Below are 19,589 nucleotides of genomic sequence, written 5' to 3'. Positions count from 1 at the left end.
AGCCTTGTTTAAAGTTCCAGATCAACCGGGGAACAGACATGAATTCTTTTTTGTATTGCATAGGGTTCATCAACCGGAGCAACAACCCATGCCGATGCAGGCTGCACCGCATCAATCAGCTCGTAAAACCCCCGTGAAGGCTTTGGAGCTTTGGAGAGCTTGCATTCAAAAAGATGCTTTTTCCCTGCCCTCTCCAACATAAGGTCTGTTTCAGCTCCATTAGAGGTTCTGATAAAAGACGGTCGCCAGCGATCATGTTCCGTGATGATATTTTCAATAACAAATCCCTCCCAGGATGGGCCTGCCATGGGGCTGGACAACAAGAAATCATATTCTTCAATATCAAGTAAGGCATGCAGGATTCCGCTGTCCCGCAAATAGATCTTCGGTGACTTGACCAGCCTCTTTTTGATATTTGCCTCCGCAGGAGGCAGTAAACGCACCATGTAGGTCTGTTCCAGGAGTGACAGGTATTTCTTTAACGTTGGTATTGATACATCAACAGCAGTTGCCAATTTACTGTAATTTACCGTCTGACCGTTGTAATGCGCCAAGAGTTGCCATAAGCGCTCAATGACCGGAATCGGTATATTGAACCCCAGATTCGGAATATCCCGTTCCATAAAGGTTCGGATAAAATCACGCCGCCAATCAAAGCTATCCATATCATTTCCAGCCAGAACGCTTTCCGGGAAACCGCCTCTGAGCCAGATATCCGACCATGCCGATACTTCCTTGACTTCCTTGAGCACAAACGGCGTCAGGTCAATATAGGCGATACGGCCGGCAAGTGATTCTGTGGATTGCTTGATCAAATCCCTGGAAGCTGATCCCAAAATCAGGAATCTTCCTGGTCTCCTGACCTTATCTATCTCTGAACGGAGAACAGCAAAGAATTCCGGGAGCAGCTGAATCTCATCAAGACAGATGAGTTGATCCCGATACCGCTCAAAAAAAAGCTCTGGTTCTGAAAGCTTATTCCGATCCACCCGATCCTGTAAGTCGAGATATACTGAAGGTATATCCCTGAGCAGCATCCTGGCTGTTGTTGATTTACCAGACTGTCTTGGGCCGAGAATGGCCACCGCCGGAGAACGGGAAAGCGCATTATGCAGTTTTGCCTCCTGCATCCTCTGTATATAACCATGCATATCGAAAACTCCTGTTATAGATTTACATGATAATGTATAGAAACGTATATACCCTGTCAAGATGCTTCTTTGCGGCCTGAGAAATGACTACCGGCGCATTGCATCGGGCTGATACATACAGGGCTACACGCCCCGGTCTTTTTTCCCTTGCCGCCTGCCTCGGTTCCGGCTATACTCGCGTGCATATTTCAGATGCTCACAACACGAGCTTAATAGGGAACCCGGTGTGAATCCGGGACGGGCCCGCCGCTGTAACCGGGGACGAACGCTGCATGATGTCACTGCATAATCATCTTATGCGGGAAGGCGCAGCAAGTAGGATGAACCGGAAGTCAGAAGACCTGTCTGAAAGTATGACCTGCATGCAAGAGAACAGCATGCCAGGGCCGTCTCGTTCCCCGTGGACAAGGGAGAGATGCGTAGAGTTATTCGTGGAAAAAAAGGGCATCCCCGGATCAATGTATTCAATTGGTCCGGGGATTTTTTTTTGCCTTGTGCAGGCAGCTCCTCGGACATCAAACCAGAGGAGAAAATATGAAGAAGTGTTATTCAGTTCTGGCCTTTCAGCTCATAGCTGGTGCCTGTGCGCAAGCTGCTTTTGCTGATACGATCACGCAAACGCCTGCTCAACAGGCGGTCATGATGGACGAGGTGGTGGTGACTGCTGCGCGGACAGCAGAGCCAAAAAGAGAGGTCAGTGCCAATGTTACGGTGATTGACCAGGAGGCCATTGAGCAGTCCGGTGCCTCTGATGTGGGTGACCTGCTGGCCAAGAAGTCCATCGGCCATATCCATAAATACCCGAACAGCCTGACCTCGGTGGGGCTGCGCGGTTTCCGCACCGATACCCACGGCAATGACCTCCAGGGCCATGTCCTGGTGCTGCTGGATGGTCGTCGGGCCGGGACAGGCAATGTGGCCAAGCTGCTTACCGGTAATGTGGAGCGAATTGAGATCATCCGGGGACCGAGCGCAGTGCAGTACGGTTCTGCCGGGATGGGTGGGGTGGTCAATATCATCACCCGCAGGGCAGAGCGCAGTTCCGTCTTTGCCGAGGCAGGCGGCGGTTCCTTTGGTGCCTACGAATCCCGCATCGGCGGCACCCTGAAACAGGGTGCGTTTGACGTTTCCGGCTCCTACACCCGTTCCGGGCAGGATGCCTATGAAACCGGGACCGGCGAGGAGTTCCATAACACCGGCCTGGATGCAGCCTCAAGCATCAGTGCCAACCTGGGCTGGTCCATAACAGACAAAGACCGCCTGGGCCTGATCGTCACCGCTTCTGAGCTGGATAACAGCGGCAGTCCTGAATATTTCTCTGCCAATGACCTGGACGACAGCACGGACAAGGAGAACTATTCCGTTGATCTGAACTATGCAGGCGCAGACAGCGCAGACCACTGGCAATGGATGACCCGCTGGTTCTTTGGCAAGGACGAGAACACCTGGAATGATCCCACCGGGTCCAATCCGGACGGCTGGGATAACGGCATTGCTGCCATCAACACCACGGATCAGCAGGGTGCTCAGGCCCAGCTAACCGGAACCTTCGGGCATACCAGAATCACCGGCGGCATTGACTGGCTGGACTATGAGGTGGAAAACACCTGGACCCCCAATACAACCAGTTACAGCAACCCGGCAGTCTTTCTCCTGGGCAAGACCACCTTGCCTGACCAGCACCTGACCCTGGATATGGGTCTGCGCTACGACTGGTACGAGGTGGAGGTGGTAGAACCGGCAGGCCGCAACACCGACGACACCCATCTTACGCCCAAGATCGGCCTGTCCTGGCTGGTTACGGAGCAGCTCAAGCTGCGGGCACAATATGCCGAGGCCTTTATGATCCCCTCGGCAGATCAGCTGGCTGCGGAATTCACCCGCTTCGGCTCCCGGACTGTGGGCAATCCCGAGCTGAAACCGGAATCCAGCCGTACCTACGAGGCCGGGCTGGACTTCAGTACCAGCGGGATCAACGCCTCGCTCACCTCCTTTTATACTGACTTTACTGATAAGATCATTGTTGATTATCTGGCAGACGGCTCCAGGAGCTGGCAGAACCTGGGGGATGCCACCCTTGCAGGCTTTGAAGCCGAGTTCTCCTATGACCTGGGCCTGCCCCTTGGTTGGGAATGGGAGGTGCGGCCCTATCTCAACCTGACCCTGCTCACCCAATACGAGGATGAGAGCACGGGTGAGGATCTTCAGAATGTCAGCGACATGAACTTTTCCACCGGGGTCATGGTGAATAACGGAGACGGGATCTCCTGCCGCCTCAATGTGGCCTATAGCGGGCCGCAGGATGTGGAGGACTGGGAGACCGGGACATACCCAACCCCGGTGGTTGAGCTGGATGCCGGCACGGTCACCGACCTGAATGCTTCCTGGCGTTTCTATGAGGATGATCGCCTGGGCAGCTTCACCCTGCGCGGACAGATCAACAACCTCCTGGATGAAGAGTACGCCTATGTGAAAGGGTATCCCATGCCGGGCCGGTCGCTCTTTTCTTCGTTGCGGTGGGAGTACTGATGCGAACTCTATGGTCCATGTGCCGGAAGGGGAATAACGGTGTAGGGGCACGGCGCGCCGTGCCCCTACTACAGGTAGAATGAATATATACAGAGATTCCATTAATGAAAAAACAATACAAGACAATACAAGGCATCACCCTGTTCCTCATGCTTGTGTTTTCCATCTCCGGGACAGCATGGGGAGCAGGTTTTCCACTCATTTTCACTGATTCAGGGGGCAAGGAAATCACCGTGCAGGCAGCACCGCAACGGGTGGTCTCTCTGGTGCCCTCAGTAACCGAGATGCTGCTGCGCATCGGGGCCGGGGATGCGGTCAAGGGCATCACCTATCATTCAGTCCTGCCCCAGGAAACAGCAGGTAAGGTCATCATGGGCGGCTTCTTCCGGCCTGACCTGGACCGGGTAGCTGCCGTTGAGCCGGACATGATCTTTTATGCTGATCTGCATAAGGACGTGCCAAAACGCTTTGCCGGTAAGGACACCCTCCTGGTACAGCTCTTGCCCTCCTCGCTGGAGCAGAGCTTCGCCCACCTGGCTCTGTTGGGCAGTATTTTCGGACACGAGGACAAGGCAGCGGAGATCATTGCTGAGGAAAAGGCTGTACTGAGCCTGATTGCCCGCAAGACCGCCCAGATACCGGGGGAAAAGCGACAGCGGGTCATGCGCCTTATGGGCGGAGATGTCCTCATGGCTCCGGGCGATGACTCTTTTCAGAACGAGTACATCCGGGCTGCCGGGGGCATTGCCCCGGAGTTCGGCAGAACAGGGAATATTATCCCGGTAAGCCTGGAGGAATGGCGGAACTTTAATCCCCAGGTGCTCTATGCCTGCGGCGGCGACCGCACGGCCCTGAGCATCCTGGATCAGCCGGGCTGGAAAGAGGTGGATGCGGTACGCAATAAGCGGATCTTCTTCTTCCCCTGCGACCTGACCTGCCGGGCCGCCACCCATCAGGGCTATTTCACGGCCTGGCTGGCTGCCCGCATCTATAATGAGGCGTTCGGCAAGCCGGAGAACTTTGTCCTGCCCGAGCAGGTGGTCAGCAGGAAGCCGATCCCGCTGGAGGTGCCCTATCTGGACAAGGCCGAGATCGTGGAGAGCGACATCAAGGACTTCCGCAACAAGACCGTCCTCCTCCATCTGAGCAAACCCATGCAGGTGGTCTCCACCCTGGAAGGGCAACGCAAGGGGATCAGCACGGTGGGCAATCATTATTTCCCGCCGCCTTCCTGGGGCCTGGGCCACCAGCAGGGGTTGGCCGCCCTGAACCGATCCACCCGAAAGGTCTTGGGTCTGGACGGCAAGAGTACGGCCATGCTCTTTACCGGGGCTGATATGGACAATCTGGCCGTGGTCAAGGAGGCGTACCGGGATATGGAGGTCACGGCCCTGGTTACGGCCGGGGTCATGGGCAATGCCCTGCGTATGGCTGCGGATGAGGGCGGCTTTTACGAGCCGGACAGCCTGGACAAGGAGCGGATGAACCAAAAGAAGCCCGGCACCATCAATATCCTGCTGCTGAGCAATATGCAGCTCAGCCCCCGGGCCATGACCCGCGCCCTGATCTCCGCCACTGAGGCCAAGTCCGCTGCACTCCAGGATATGGACATCCGCTCCTCACGGAGCCGACGCAGCAACCGGGCCACCGGCACGGGCACGGACAATATCATCGTGGTGGAAGGGGAAGGAACGCCCATTGATGCAACCGGCGGTCATACCAAAATGGGCGAACTCATCGCCCGGACCGTGTATGCCGGGGTGCAGGAGGCCGTGTATAAACAGAACGGCCTGGTCACCGGGCGCTCTGTCTTTCAGCGGCTTAAAGAACGCAAGGTTGATCTGAGTACCCTGAGCAGATATTTTGCCGGGAAGGACGGCAATGCCCGGAGCCTGCGCACCAAGGTGGAGCAACTCCTGCTGGACCCGAAATATGCCGGATTCATCACTGCACTCATGGCTGTTGCAGATGATGCGGGCAAGGGGCTTGTGCAGGATACAGCCGGGATTGACCTCTGGTGCCGGACCATTGCAGCGGAGATCGCCGGTAAGCCGGTTGCGCTGCCGGCACCCTATAGCACGGAGCAGAAAGAAGACCCCCTGCCGCCGGTGCTGGCTCAGGGATTGACTGCGCTGTTCAGCGGGGTTGCAGAACAATAAGGTTTCCGGTGCCCAAGCAGGGCTTGGGTACGAGAACCAAGGCTCACTTTTTATAATGAAACCTGCACGAAATGATGGTCACTACATCTTCAGCTACTTTATACACAAGCCGATGTTCCGAATTGATCCGCCGAGACCAGCAGCCCCGCAAATTCACCTTCAGCGGCTCTGGCTTACCGATGCCTGAAAACGGAGTTCTTTTTGCTTCCCTGATCAAATCGTTGATTCTTTTTAAAAGTCGCCGGTCATTCTCCTGAAACCAGATGTAATCTGCCCATGCGGGTTCGGTGAACAACAGGTTCATGGATCAACCAGTTCCCGTTCAGTAGCCCTGCCTGCTTCGGCCTCCTGAAGTGACTGGTACAGATGCTTCGCATTGGCGGGATTGGAGAGCAGATACAGGGTTTCCTTCCAGGAGTTAAATTCTTCCAATGACATCAACACGGCTTTAGCACCTTTATCATTCAGCAGAATGGTCGGCTCCGCATCTTCAATAATTTTTTCAATCAGGACTTCTAAACTTTTTGCCGCCTGAGCGGTCGGAACTGCATTCATCTCGTACTCCTGCGTAATAATCTTCTTTGTTAAAGGATATTGTACGCATTATTTCATCGTAATCCAAATGATTATTTTCCCGGACAGGAAGAAAGACGGGAAAGGCCGGGAATGCTTTCTTCCTGCTGATAACGGTTTTTCTGGCTCCCAAGCTCCGGCTTGGGAACCCTGATCCGCTAAAGCTCCGCTTCCTGCACGATGCAGAGCTTCTCAGCCTCTGTGCCCAGGCAGAGCCTAGGCACCAGAAAGGGGAATAACTCCCCTCCCCCTTTACAAAGAACCAAGAAGCCCAACAAGCTTCTCCATACTAGCCCGCACATACCTTGCTATCAGGACAAGAAACTCTGTCTTGTCCTGTTCCAGATTACATTGCTCCAAAGCATCATAATAAGCCAGCCGATGCTGACTCTCCCCTGAAATAGTGGTAATGGCATAGCCCTGTTGTAACAGGACCAGATTCATCAGCAGTCTGGCGGTTCTGCCGTTGCCGTCAATAAAAGGGTGGATAGTCGCGATGCCTTCATGGAGTTCAGCGGCAAAGATAACAGGATGCATCTGCTCTGCTTCTGCTTCCAGGCGGAGAAACAGCTCCTCCATCATCTTGGGCACCTGCCACGGTTGCGGTGGAACATGGCGACTGCCAGAGATCGCCACAGGCACGGATCGGTATATACCTGCGTTTTCCTGATCAATGCCCCGCAGAATAAGGGCATGCACCTGCTTGACAATGGTTTCTGAAAGAGAGGTCTGGTCCTGAGCAAGCTCCCGAATAAAAGCGATGGCCTCATAATGATTGGCAGCTTCAAGGTGCTCACGCAGGGATTTGCCCCCCACGGTAAGCCCCTTATTAACGACAATGTCTGTTTCCCGCAGGGTCAGGGTATTACCCTCAATCCGGTTGCTGTCATAGGTATATTCGGTGTCAACGGCCTGAAGAATCTCCCTGCCCGCAAGCGGCCTGACCGCATCAAGCCGCTGCTTGAACGCATCAATATCCTGTAACAGGCTCTCTAATATCTTGCTCTGCTCATTCCTGCTCATTCTTCCAAACTTTTTGCCGCCTGAGCGGTCGGAACTGCATTCATCTCGTACCTCCTGCACAATAATCTTCTTTGTTAAAAGGATATTGTAAACATTATTTCATCGTAATCCAAATGATTATTTTCCCGCACAGGAAGAAAGGCGGGAAAGGCCTGAGCTTGGGAACCAGAAAATATAAATTTTTCTATATTACACTGTCCTCTACCATGGGAAGGGAGGGGCACGACATGCCGGGCCCGTACAACCTGTTTTGATCCCCGTCCCGCAGACAAAAAATCCCTTCATCCCCACCAAAACGGCAGGAAAACACTGGACAATCCCCGTCAAATTCATTATTTTCATATAAAATCAAACGATAAAGCCTGTCTTTCTGCCCTGTCTGCGGGAAAATTCATTCAGCCCCAGGGAAAAACCGGGCAGGAGCACGGCAAACTCATGCAGCAGGCCGGAAAAGTCATGCTGCGCCCGGAAAAATGACAAAGGAGCACGGAAAAATGAGTGCGAAGCGCGGCAAAATGACCGAGGAGCACTGAAAAATCGCTCAGGAGCACTCCTCCGCCGTTTTTCTGCGCTGCGCAGTCCCTTTTCCGGCCATCTCTCCCATAATTCCAGCCAGGAGCGCCATTATGTCCAGCATTTCTCACCAATCCATTGAACAACGTCTCGAAACCTACCATATCGGCCTGACCAATGCCCGTGATGTCACTGAATTGCAGAGCCGCTTGGCCGTGTTCGGCTATACCCCGCATAAATTGAATCAGCTCCTTGCCCTGTATCAGGAGGTCTTTGACCTGTATATGGCGCGAGCAAACGAATACAGCGAGCAACTCGCGGCCACGCATGCCTTCCAGGAGGCCTGGCACACCGCCCACACCGATTATATCCGCCTGGTCAAACTTGGGCGCATCATCCTGAAGGACGATTATGCCGCCTATGTCAAACTCACCCTGAACGAAGAGCGGAAGAAATCCTTTTCCGGCTGGCTGACCCAGGCGCGGACCTTTTTCAATGCCCTGCTGGCCGATTCCGCGTTGCTGGCTCAGTACGACCGATACGGCTCGGATCAGGATGCGATCCAGGCCGCCTTTGCCCTGGTCCAGGCAGCGGAACAGGCCAATACCGCCAAGGTGAAAGAGACCGGCGAGGCCCAACAAGCCACCCAGGAGCGCGACGCCCGGCTTGATGTCCTGGACAGCAACATGTCCGAATTTTACAGCCTTGCCCGGCTGGCCTGCGAGGATGCACCCCAGCTTCTGGAGATGCTCGGGATTACGGTCAAGAGTGAATAGGCGGGATAGCCAGGTCTGCAATGGGAAATCGGCCAGCGCACCGTCCTATCTTGCAACCATTGGCACACTGGTAAAAGGGTGGCACGGCATGTAGGGGCGACCGGCCGGTCGCTCCTACTTTCGCTGCACCCAAGCGGGCCTGCCTGATTACTGAAGAGAGGAAAGCGCATGCAAGAGCTTGTCAACATATTGCAGTATCTGAAGGATCATCCTGAAGTGACCTGGAGCGGGGCCGGGCTAACAGGGCTTGGTGTTCTGTACTTTCTCATTACCAGGCTGTTTGCTCCGTTGTTCCGCAAAGGCAGCGGCCGTGATGTTGGCGGTCATGTCACGATACATCCCCCAGTCCCGCCGGAACTGCTTGCCAAGTACGCTGAAGAGCTGGGTGAAACGAAACAGATTATTGAGGGATTCCTTGGCATACTACTGGAGCAGGAGGTACCACCTGACCAGTGGAAGGCCAAGCTGCGGGAGATTGCTGTCACCCACAAGGAACTGCTGGCCCGGCTTGCAACAGTGCAGTCCGAAGACCCGGAGGTGCAACGCCTGAAGCAGGAGGCAAAGCAGGCCATTGAGGCGGGTGAGTACACCAAGGCCGAGGACTTGTTAAACCAGGCTGAAGCCCTTGACCTGAAGGCCATTGAGGAGATGGAGAAGACAGCCAGGCAGCGGTGTATCTCTGCGGCCACAACCAATGCCGACCAAGCCAAGTTGCAGGAAGTACAGTTGCGCTATGCCAAGGCAGCAGAGTACTGGCAAAAGGCAGCGTCCCTGCTGCCGGAGGGGGAGAAGAAGGATCGGATCTACTACCTGAACGAAGCAGGTAATGGCCTGTACCGCATTGCTCAATACCGTGAAGCCCTGCCCCTACTTGAGCAGAGTCTTGCCATCAGCCAAGAGATTGAAGATAGGAGTCAGGAAGACACCACCCTGAACAACATCGGCTAGATTTACCATACACGGGACGACTACGACACACCCTCACCTACCTGAAGCAGAGAGCCTTGCCATCTGCCAGGAGATCGGCGACAGGGCCGGAGAGGCGGTGACAAGTTGGCCTTACCGCAATAATAATGCCCCAAAGGGGCTGTACATACCCAGCCCGGTGCAACGCACTGGGTAGAGAGTAAACCCATGCGAAAATACCTTCTCCTTTGTATCACCCTCCTGACCTGCGCCATCCCTGTCAACGGACAGGCCAGCACCTTTCCCCAGCGCATCATCTCCCTGGGCCCCATCAACACCGAGAACGTCTACCTCCTTGGTGCAGAGGATCGCTTAGTCGCCAATACCAGCTACTGCGTCCGCCCGGAAGCCGCCAAAGCCAAGACAAAGGTCGGCTCGGTCATGCAGGTCTCCATTGAAAAGATCCTCAGCCTGCGGCCGGACCTTATCCTTGCCACCGGCCTGACCCAGCCGCAACAGCTGAACAAGCTCAGGGAGCTGGGCCTGCGGGTGGAGCAGTTCCCCCAATCGTCCTCCTTTGCTGAAATATGTACACAGTTTCGTCGCCTCGGGGCCATTCTCGGCCTGGAACAACGGGCTGAAGAGGTCATCCGGGAGATGGAAGACAAGGTAAAGGCCATAAGCACTGCTGCGGCTGCCCTGCCCAAACGCAAGGTCTTTCTCCAGATCGGGGCTACGCCGCTCTTCGGAGCAGCAGCCAACTCCTTTACCCATGACTTTATCCGCTTGAGCAATGCTATCAACGTGATTGGCGAGCAACAAAACGGGACAGTGAGCTATGAGAAGATACTGGCCCGAAACCCTGAAGTGATCATCATCGCCATCATGGGCAGTGAAACCGGCATTGCCGGAGAGGAAAAGCGCAAGTGGCAGCGTTTCCCCCTCCATGCCGTGAACAAAGACCAGGTGTATATCGTTCCTCCGGACCTGGTATGCAGCCCCTCCCCGGCCACCTTTGCCGAGGCCCTTGCCCTGGTTGCCGGACTGATTCACCCTGAACTCAAGGCAGGACAATGATGCAGGTGTATGAAATTCTGGGCAGTGGTGGCCCGGTGATGTGGCCCCTGCTGGCCTGTTCCCTGGCTGTGGGCACAGTGGCCATTGAACGGGCTTTGTTCTGGATCGGCCTTGAGAAACACCGGAACCGGAAACTGATGGACGAGGTTCTTTCTCTTGCCGAGACCGGGCAATGGGAAGAGATCAAGGAGAAAACCGCAGGCTGTCAGGATCATGTCATCCGGGTGCTTGCCGTGGGTATTATGCATCGGGACTATGATATGGGCAAGGCCATGGAGGCCGAAGCAGGCCGGATGTATCAGCAGATGAGCCGCTTCATGCCGGTGCTGGACACCATGATTACCCTTGCGCCTTTGCTGGGCATCCTGGGAACAGTGCTGGGTATCATCAGCTCCTTTAATATGCTTGGCGAGAGCGGCCTTGCCGACCCCAGGCTGGTCACCAGCGGCATTGCCCAGGCCCTGATCACCACTGCCACCGGGCTTACTATCGCAATCATTGCAGTCGTCCCGTATAATTTCTTCAACACCAGGATTAACCGGGCCGTCCATGTGATGGAAAAGTACGCCACCAGCCTGGAGGTGGTATTTGAACGAACCTCTGGCAGAGGATAAGACAGAGCCGGAACAGACACCTGTGCTGCCTCAAGGAGCTTCTGCATTTCATTCCACCCCTTCCACCCACCCTTCCGGGCAATCCTCCCGACAAAATGAGCTTCCCGCCTTATTGTATAGGCGGTGCAAATATGGTTGATAGAGCTGTTAATGTATCTCATCCAAACTCTCAACCATAAAATGAACACAATTCGCTATGACAAACCTTGTTATGCTCTATTCAGGAGCAGTTACCCTTGGTGCCTTACATGCCTTTGAACCTGGCCACGGAAAAACTCTTATTGCCGCCTATATGATCGGGACACGAGGGCGGGCCTGGGACGGCATACTCCTTGGTGCGATTGTCACCATCACCCATACCTTCAGCGTTATCCTCCTGGGTATTCTTGCTCAAATCCTCTCCAGAACCTATTCTGAAGAAACACTGCATAACTGGCTGGGCTTGGTTTCAGCGGGAATTATCCTGGCAGTGGGCATCTGGATGCTCCGGCAGCGGCTTTCCGGCAAGAGCGGTCATACTCATATTCATCTCTTTGGTCAAGGGCACAGTCATGATCATCATCACCCGCACACCCATGCACATACTCATCACCATGATACTCATAATCATGAGCATGATGAGCATCAGCATGATCATAAACACGACCACCACCATCATGACTCGAACAGCTTGGAACACAGCCACGAGCACCATCACCCGCATACCCATCACCATGAGCATGATGGATATCATGAACATGTCCATCATAATCATGAAAGCCATGAACAGAGCAACAAGGAACAGAGCCATCATGATCAGGCCACAAGCAAAAAGACCCCCTGGGAACTCTTTATGCTGGGGATCTCCGGCGGTATTATCCCCTGCCCGGCTGCCATTGCCACCTTGCTGGCTGCCATTGCAGCCGGTAAAATCGCTCAGGGATTGAGCGTAACCTTGTTTTTTAGTCTGGGGCTGGGGATAGTTATGATGAGCATTGGGGTGATTCTGTCCCAGGCAGGTCGGCTGACCAATAAAATCGGCGAGAACTTAGACTTTGCCCGCCGGATGGGAGTGGTCAGTGCCCTGCTGATTATAGGCATCGGCTCCTACACCATGTTGCATTCTGTCAGAAATATTTGGTTTTAAATCATTACAAAGGAGAAAAGACTCATGTCTGAAGAAAAAGAGAACTGGAAACGATGCGTTGCATTTCACGGTCACACCTGCCCTGGCTTGGCCATCGGCTACCGGGCGGCCCTGGCTGCTCAGGAACGCTTGCAGACCCACTTTTCCCCGGATGAGGAGATAGTCTGCGTGACAGAGAATGATTCCTGTAGCGTGGATGCAGTTCAGGTCCTGACCGGTTGCAGCATTGGCAAGGGCAATCTGATCTACCGGGATACGGGCAAACAGGCCTTCAGCTTCTACAGTCGCAAGGATGGGCGTAAGATCCGTGTCTATTTTAAGATGCAGGGCAAGCGGAGCAATCAGGCTGACAGAGATGCTTTTCAGGAAAAAATTCTTAATGCCCCGGTCGAAGAACTCTTTCATTTTACAGAACCAGAGGATCTGCCACCGAGCAAGGCCCGTCTTTTCAATAACATTACTTGTGAGGAATGCGGTGAGGCCGCCCCGGAACATAAAATCCGCCTAAACCAGGGAAAGAAGCTCTGCCTGGGATGCTTTCCAGATTACTCCAGGGGGTGGTGAGATGAACCCAGCTCTCTCTCAGGAACAGCAGCAGGAATTTTGGGAAAAGATGGCAGAGAAATATCCTTTGCCCTTTGATGAAAAGAACCTGAACAAAACGCAAGAAATCATCGCAATGGCAGAGCAGCGCGGTGTCCAGCCTGATGGCGCAACCATCCTGGATATTGGCTGTGGTACCGGGGTGTATACCCTGCCTCTGGCCCAACGGGCAGCTCGGGTGACGGGATTGGATCTTTCCTCGGAGATGATTCTTCGTTTTGAGAAAGAACAGGAAGAGCACGACATAGAAAATGCTGATGTCATCCAGATGCCGTGGAACGATGCAGCAATCAGTGAGCACCAGCTGGAAAATGCCTTTGATATTGTCTGGGCCGCTATGACCCCGGCTGTGCGCACCCCGGAGGATGTTGCCCGGATGAACCGTTGCGCCCGCAACTGGTGCGTCTATATCGGCTGGGGCGGAGTGCGGGAGAATCCCTTTTTGGCAGAGGTTTTTCAGGCCCACGATCAGACCTTTGGACCGCCTCCTGGTGCCAAGGCTGTGCAGAAGCACTTGGCAGCAATGGGGATCTTCACAGAGCTTGAGCTGTTCCGCGATCATTGGGAATGGCAAGGCACAGAAGAAGAGGCGGTTGCCCATGCACAAGGTATGTTGCGTACCCAGAGTAAGGCTGAACCCAACCTGGATCTGATCCGGGAAGTCACAGCCCGCTTTACGAGCAACGGAACAGTGAGCCATCGTACTGAAGTGGAAAAGGGGATCATGACATGGCAGGCAACATGAAAAATATTCTGATAACAGGTATAACAGCTCTTGTTCTTATCGGCTCTTTTGCCGGAACTGCGCAAGCTGGCACCCGCACCCTGACGGACATGAACGGACGAACAGTCACGGTGCCGGATAAAATCCGCAGCGTGGTTCCTCTGGGCAGTGCCCTGCGTTTTCTGGTCTATATGCAGAGCCTGGATCTGGTCAAGGGCATGGAACGGATTGAGCAAAAGCGGCTCGTGGCAGGGCGGCTGTACGGGTTGGCAACGGTTGATCTTGCCCCGAAATTGCCCATTATCGGTGAAGGCGGTTCAGGGGGCAGGTTGCCCAACTTTGAAAAGGTCATTGAGGTCTGGCCGGATGTAATCATCACGATGGGACAGGATACGACCCAGGTGGAAAACATTCAGGAGAAGACCGGCATCCCGGTTTATTCCCTGAACTACGGTGAACCGGGTATTCTTGATGTGCAGAGTGTGCGCACCGCCCTGACCCATCTGGGCAAACTGCTGGGACGGAGTGAACGGGCGACCCAACTCATTACGACCATTGACCAACTCCAGGCAGATCTGGCCCGGCGAACTGCGGGCATCAGTGAAAAGGAACAACGTGCAGCCTATATCGGGGCTATCTCCTTTAAGGGTACCCACGGGATCACCAGCACCGAGGCTGCCTATGCGCCGCTGGCATGGGCAGGTGGTAAGAACGTGGCTGCGGCAATCAACAGGCCCGGTCATGTTTTCATTGATCCGGAACAAATCCTGGCCTGGAACCCGGAGATCATCTTTCTTGATGCAGGCGGTCTGGAAACCGTGCAGCAGGATTATCAGAAGAAGACCGCCTTTTACCAACAGCTCAAGGCCGTGCAAAAACAGCAGGTCTATCTGGTCATGCCCTATAACCTCTACCACACCAATATCGAAATCACCTATGCTGATGCCTATTTTATTGGTAAGACCCTGTACCCGGATCGTTTTCAGGATATTGATCCCAAGATCAAGGCCGATGAAATCTTTCAGGCCTTTATCGGGATGAAGGCCTATGCAGCCCTGGAAAAAGAGTATGGCGGCTTTGGACAGCTGAAGTTGGGAGAGTAATATGATCTCGTCTGTCAATACAGCAGGTTCATCACCTTCAGCTACCTCCTCGCTTGCTGATGACTATCTGCGCCTTCTCCGTAAAAAGAACCTCTTTGGCCTCACCTTGCTGGCCCTGCTCATTTTTGCTGCCGGCTTTTCTCTGCGCACGGGTTCCCTTGCTCTGCCCTGGTCTGAGATACTCAGGGCCTTGGGTGATTGGGAAACAACAGGCCGGACTGCCCATGTCATCCACCAGATCCGCCTGCCCAGAACAGCTGCTGCGATCCTGGCCGGTGGCAGTCTGGGGATTGCCGGCGCAGTAATGCAGAATGTCCTCAAGAACCCGCTGGCCTCCCCTTTTACCATCGGGGTTTCCCAGGGAGCTGCCTTTGGGGCCGCGTTTGCCATCATCTTTCTCGGAGCCGGGCAGACCCATTCCTCGGCATCTTCGGCAGTCACCATTGATCTGCCCAACCTGGTGGTACTTTGCGCCTTTGTTGGGGCCCTATTGGCGGTCATCTTTATCCTGATGCTTGCTTCGCTCAAAGGGGTCACCACTGAGGCCGTAATCCTGGCCGGGGTGGCCTTATCCGCCTTTTTTGGTGCCGCCACCATGCTCTTGCAGTATTTTGCCGATGATGTCCAGGTGGCGGCCTCTGTCTTTTGGACCTTTGGCGATCTGGGCAAGGCAGGCTGGACAGAAAACATCCTGATAGGGATCACCGCTCTTGTGGCCTTTGCCTTTTTCCTGATTGGTCGCTGGGAACATAATGCCCTGCTCTGGGGTGATGAAGTGGCAGCAAGCCTCGGTATCCGGGTCCGGCATCTGCGGATCACGGCTATGCTCTTTTCTGCCCTGGCTGTTGCCGTGACCACGGCCTTTCTGGGGATTATTGGTTTTATCGGCCTGATGGCCCCCCATCTGGCCCGCCTCTTTGTGGGCAACGATTATCGTTACCTGCTGATTTCCTCAGCCCTGACCGGGGCCTTGCTCCTGCTTGTCTCGGATATCATTTCCCGTATCCTCATTCCTCCGGTGATTCTGCCGGTGGGTATTATTACCTCCTTTGCAGGAGCACCCCTGTTTCTCTACTTACTGACCCGGAGGCGCAAGAACTGATTATGTTGGAACTTAATGAACTCTGCTTTGCCTTTAACGGCACCCCCATTTTGCAGGACATCAGCTTTCGGCTGGGCCGGGGCGAAATGGCAGCCCTGCTTGGTGTGAATGGGTGTGGTAAATCAACCTTGCTCAAGACCATTAACGGCATTCTCAAGCCCAAGCAAGGAACTGTCATGGTGGAGGGCGTTGCCCTCAACGGACTTTCCGGTAAGGAAATCGCCCGTCGCATTGGCTATATGCCCCAGAAAAGCGGCACTGTCCTTTGCACGGTCTTTGATGCAGTGCTTTTGGGCAGAAAGCCCCATTTTGGCCGCACTGTCACGCCCCGTGACCTGGAGGTGGTGGAAGATGTATTGCAACGACTGGGTATGGAACAGCTGGCCCTGCGCGAAACTACAGAGCTTTCCGGCGGCGAGCTACAAAAGGTGGTCATTGCCCGGGCCCTGGTCCAGGAACCCAAGGTTCTGCTGCTGGATGAACCAGTGAATCATCTGGATGTGCGCAACCAACTGGAAACCATGTCCATCCTCCGCGAGGTTACTCAGGATCTGGATTTATTGACCATCACGGTGCTCCATGACCTGACCATTGCCCTGCGTTATGCTGACCGTTTTGTCCTGATTAAGGATGGGGGCCTGCACGCCTGCGGAGACCGGGAGGTCATGACTCCGGGTGCTATCCGTGATGTCTTTGGGATGCATGCCACGATTCATGATATTGACGGGATTCCTGTGGTGTTGCCTTTGGGGTCGGTGCAGTAGGGTCATAAGCTCTGCCCGCCATGAATCACCGTCCGATCCTCAGTATGCTCAGCGTTTGATCCTCACGAGTGTCACCGTTTAATCCTGACGGGCGTCAGCGTTCGATCCCGACGGGCGTCAGCGTTTGATCCCGACGGGCGTCAGCGTTCGATCCTGACGAGCGTCAGCGTTTGATTCCGACGGGTGTCAGCGTTTGATTAAATGCAGGCATTCGTGCCGATCAAATGCAGGCATTCGATCCGATTAAATACAGGCATAAGAGAACCGACGCCCGCTCAACAGTCTGCTGTTTCTGGGCGGTATCCTGTTTCTCCTCCTGCTAGGTCTCTGTCTGGCCGGAAAACGGCTGGCTCCCCATGACCCACTGGCCGTGGATCTCATATCTCATGCACCGCCTAGCTGCGCCGTCAGCAACCTATCCTCCTCACTATAACCTTACTGCCCCGCTTTCCAGGATCTGAAATATCCTGCCGGGTCAAGCAGGCTCTTTGCCCATAAAAATGAGGCTGCTGCCTCATTGTCAGGGCGTGGTCAAGCATGGTAGATCGTATCAAATAATAATATTCCAAAAAACGTATTACTGCTTTCTCCCTGAAGCTGAACTGGTTTCCTGTCATCAATGCCAAGGAATGCATGGTCTTCATTCTGCCGGTGGTGACTCCGGGTTTATCCATCTCCGCAGCCGAGGGGAGAATTTTTTCATGGAGCAAGAAGAGCATGAGCGTACACAACAGACAGTACAGTAAGAAAGTATATAACAGCAAGATACTCATCACCCTGACAGCCGTAGCTATGTCCACCCCAATAGTCACACCGGACAGCTCTGCTTATGCAGAGAATACAAAAGAAATGCCAGAGGTGCTTGTCTCAGGGGAGAAGCTCATTACCCCGACCCGGCAGGCCAGTGAGACCGTGTACACCGGCAGTGAGATCACCAGCAAGGGCATAGAGATCCAGGGCACCAAGGCCACCACCAGCGTGTATAACACCCTGGATATGCTGTCTGGTATTAACGTGGAAAGTGCAGACAGCAACGGGCTGGCTGCTGAGATGAGCAGTGTTCGGGTGCGCGGGGTGAAGAGTGCCCTTGGTGCTCTGACCGTGGAAGGTGTGCCCAATTACGGGGGCAATCCCATTGGCCCGCGTGACTATCTCTATGACATGGAAAACATGGAGGCTGTTTCTGTGTACAAAGGTGCTGTGCCCGGTGATATTGGGACAGGCGTGGGTTCACGGGGCGGGGCAGTGGAACTCCGGCCAGACTGGCCCCATGAAGATTTTGGTGTTGCGTTCAAACAGGGCCTGGGCTCCAATGCCTACACCCGAACCTATCTCCGTCTGGATTCAGGAGCAGTCTCAGGGACAGGGACAGCCTTTTCCGGCTCGTTCTCTTATGCTGAATCAGATAAATGGCGGGGAGAGGGGAGTCTCGGGCCCCGTTTTAACGGGAATATTGCTATGAGCCAGCCCTTTGGCGAGAAGACCATGGTCAAGCTTTGGTATAACCATAATGATCTGGAACAGCACCTGTACCGGGCCTTGAGCTGGGATGATATCCAGGATCTTGGGGCAAATTATGACAAAGGCTTTACCAACTCCCTGACCGGGAAAGTGAAGCAGGATATCTATTACTATGACTATAACCGGGGCACCTATCAGAACGATGACCTTATGGCCGTGTTGGAGTCCGGGCTGACAGATACCCTTTCTCTCAACCTGAAGCCCTATACTTCCAGGGAGGATGTGGCGATCTTTCAGGGGATGGGCAAGGGTGGCGGAATGATACGGAAACGAATCCGAGATATTGAACGAACCGGCCTCATAGGTGAAGCAGTGTGGGAAACCATGTCAATGAAGACCACAGCAGGTTATCATTTTGAAGCTGCGGACATGAGTATTTACAGTCAGAAGTATGTACCGGTTAAGGGTGGCGGCATGGCCTATCGAGGCTATGGTAGAATGGCGAGCAGAGGAACCACCTATATCAACAGTCCCTACTTCAAGCTGGCAGGAACCCATGATATATTCAGCTGGCAGGTCGGGCTGAAATATTTTCATTTCCAGGATGCAGACTCACAGGGATATATGAGTGGCCCTGGCCCGGACTATGCCTTGCAGCGCACCCCGGATCTGGACAGGGAGGCAACAGAGTATGACACCCTGCTGCCCACTGTGGCGGCCTCATCGCAGATCACAGATGCAATAGAACTGCGGGCCGGTTACGGCAAGACCTTTATCCGTCCCTATAAATATATGCCCCTGGTAAATCTCTACAGTGCCAATCGGACCACCTTTCAGGCTCAGGGCATGAATCTGCAGACCCTGTTTGATGGTTATAATATTGAGGAAACCCATACTGTTGACCTGGGACTACGCTATGTGGGGGCTTGGTTTGACCTCTCCCCTACCCTGTTTTACAGCACCCACAGCAATCTGGTCTGCACGATCTATGATCCCAGGGTGAACCTGAACTATGATCAGTTTGTGGGAGAAGCCACTGGCTATGGCCTGGACATGGAGATGAATGCCTATCTCAATGATGAGCTGACCCTGTTCCTGAATCCCACCTATACCACCATGAGCTATGATAATGATCTGACCTATGCAGGCAGTACCCTGGAGGCTGAAGGCAATCAGGTGGTGGATACCCCGGAATGGTTGGTCAAGGCCGGACTGATCTGGCATAGCGGTTCCTTTGAGATAGTGCCCATGCTCCGCTATATTGGCAGCCGTTACAGTGATCTGGAAAACAGGGATGAGGTGGATGCTGCCACTGTGGTTGATCTGCGGATGAGCTATACCCTGCCGAATATCCTCAAGACGCAGGAGATGAAGCTCTCTCTGGA

General features: G+C 54.2%; 18 protein-coding genes and 1 riboswitch. Of the genes, 14 read left to right on the top strand and 4 right to left on the bottom strand.

From position 1 onward, the window contains the following. Positions 1-8: 8 nt before the first annotated feature. Positions 9-1,151 (bottom strand): ATP-binding protein, encoded by a 1,143-nt coding sequence (locus tag L2082_RS06240; RefSeq protein WP_446007954.1) that lies wholly within the window; start codon positions 1,149-1,151, stop codon positions 9-11. 174 nt (positions 1,152-1,325) lie between these two features. Next, positions 1,326-1,514, top strand: a riboswitch (cobalamin riboswitch). Positions 1,515-1,685: 171 nt separating this feature from the next. Between L2082_RS06240 and L2082_RS06235 the strand changes: the two genes are divergently transcribed. Together L2082_RS06235 and L2082_RS06230 are read left to right on the top strand one after the other, a co-directional pair. Then, positions 1,686-3,680 (top strand): TonB-dependent receptor plug domain-containing protein, encoded by a 1,995-nt coding sequence (locus L2082_RS06235; protein WP_446007955.1) that lies wholly within the window; start codon positions 1,686-1,688, stop codon positions 3,678-3,680. Between the two features lie 104 nt (positions 3,681-3,784). Beyond that, entirely contained in the window at positions 3,785-5,839 is a 2,055-nt protein-coding gene (locus tag L2082_RS06230) for an adenosylcobinamide amidohydrolase (protein WP_446007956.1), read from the top strand. 43 nt (positions 5,840-5,882) lie between these two features. Here the strand turns inward: L2082_RS06230 and L2082_RS06225 are convergent, their stop codons facing one another. The 3 genes from L2082_RS06225 to L2082_RS06215 all read right to left on the bottom strand — a co-directional run bounded on the left by L2082_RS06225 (position 5,883) and on the right by L2082_RS06215 (position 7,495). After that, positions 5,883-6,143 (bottom strand): Txe/YoeB family addiction module toxin, encoded by a 261-nt coding sequence (locus L2082_RS06225; RefSeq protein ID WP_446007957.1) that lies wholly within the window; start codon positions 6,141-6,143, stop codon positions 5,883-5,885. Further along, entirely contained in the window at positions 6,140-6,394 is a 255-nt protein-coding gene (locus tag L2082_RS06220) for a type II toxin-antitoxin system Phd/YefM family antitoxin (protein ID WP_446007958.1), read from the bottom strand. Before L2082_RS06220 ends, L2082_RS06225 begins: the two co-directional genes overlap by 4 nt. 270 nt (positions 6,395-6,664) lie before the next feature. Next, positions 6,665-7,495 carry a Fic family protein gene (locus L2082_RS06215; RefSeq protein WP_446007959.1) on the bottom strand — a complete coding sequence of 277 codons (831 nt, stop codon included), beginning with the start codon at positions 7,493-7,495 and terminating at the stop codon, positions 6,665-6,667. Positions 7,496-8,061: 566 nt separating this feature from the next. Between L2082_RS06215 and L2082_RS06210 the strand changes: the two genes are divergently transcribed. The 12 genes from L2082_RS06210 to L2082_RS06155 form a co-directional block, all read left to right on the top strand. Further along, entirely contained in the window at positions 8,062-8,724 is a 663-nt protein-coding gene (locus L2082_RS06210) for a hypothetical protein (protein ID WP_446007960.1), read from the top strand. 168 nt (positions 8,725-8,892) lie between these two features. Further along, entirely contained in the window at positions 8,893-9,672 is a 780-nt protein-coding gene (locus tag L2082_RS06205) for a hypothetical protein (RefSeq protein WP_446007961.1), read from the top strand. 186 nt (positions 9,673-9,858) lie between these two features. Continuing rightward, the gene (locus L2082_RS06200; RefSeq protein ID WP_446007963.1) at positions 9,859-10,707 is read left to right on the top strand and encodes an ABC transporter substrate-binding protein; all 849 of its coding nucleotides are present in this window, start codon (positions 9,859-9,861) and stop codon (positions 10,705-10,707) included. Then, positions 10,704-11,321 carry a MotA/TolQ/ExbB proton channel family protein gene (locus L2082_RS06195; RefSeq protein WP_446007964.1) on the top strand — a complete coding sequence of 206 codons (618 nt, stop codon included), beginning with the start codon at positions 10,704-10,706 and terminating at the stop codon, positions 11,319-11,321. Before L2082_RS06200 ends, L2082_RS06195 begins: the two co-directional genes overlap by 4 nt. Before the next feature lie 196 nt (positions 11,322-11,517). Continuing rightward, positions 11,518-12,447, top strand: coding sequence for a HoxN/HupN/NixA family nickel/cobalt transporter (locus tag L2082_RS06190; RefSeq protein ID WP_446007965.1), 930 nt, complete (start codon positions 11,518-11,520; stop codon positions 12,445-12,447). 24 nt (positions 12,448-12,471) lie between these two features. Continuing rightward, positions 12,472-13,011: an FmdE family protein gene (locus L2082_RS06185; RefSeq protein WP_446007966.1), complete on the top strand. Its 540-nt coding sequence runs from the start codon at positions 12,472-12,474 to the stop codon at positions 13,009-13,011. A 1-nt stretch (position 13,012) separates the two neighbouring features. Further along, positions 13,013-13,795 carry a class I SAM-dependent methyltransferase gene (locus tag L2082_RS06180; protein WP_446007967.1) on the top strand — a complete coding sequence of 261 codons (783 nt, stop codon included), beginning with the start codon at positions 13,013-13,015 and terminating at the stop codon, positions 13,793-13,795. Then, a complete protein-coding gene (locus L2082_RS06175; protein ID WP_446011540.1) occupies positions 13,792-14,877 on the top strand; it encodes an iron ABC transporter substrate-binding protein in 1,086 nt (361 codons plus the stop codon). Before L2082_RS06180 ends, L2082_RS06175 begins: the two co-directional genes overlap by 4 nt. Position 14,878: 1 nt before the next feature. Next, a complete protein-coding gene (locus L2082_RS06170) occupies positions 14,879-15,979 on the top strand; it encodes a FecCD family ABC transporter permease (protein ID WP_446007969.1) in 1,101 nt (366 codons plus the stop codon). A gap of 2 nt (positions 15,980-15,981) precedes the next feature. Next, positions 15,982-16,743 carry an ABC transporter ATP-binding protein gene (locus tag L2082_RS06165; RefSeq protein WP_446007970.1) on the top strand — a complete coding sequence of 254 codons (762 nt, stop codon included), beginning with the start codon at positions 15,982-15,984 and terminating at the stop codon, positions 16,741-16,743. 488 nt (positions 16,744-17,231) lie between these two features. Beyond that, positions 17,232-17,489: a hypothetical protein gene (locus tag L2082_RS06160; RefSeq protein WP_446007971.1), complete on the top strand. Its 258-nt coding sequence runs from the start codon at positions 17,232-17,234 to the stop codon at positions 17,487-17,489. Then, on the top strand, positions 17,461-19,589 hold a 2,129-nt coding region (locus L2082_RS06155; RefSeq protein WP_446011539.1), incomplete at its 3' end, for a TonB-dependent receptor. The genes L2082_RS06160 and L2082_RS06155, both read left to right, overlap by 29 nt.

Source organism: Candidatus Electrothrix sp., from assembly GCF_052785085.1.
The sequence above is the reverse complement of the archived record's forward strand: the minus strand, read 5'-3'. Positions and strand labels throughout refer to the sequence as shown.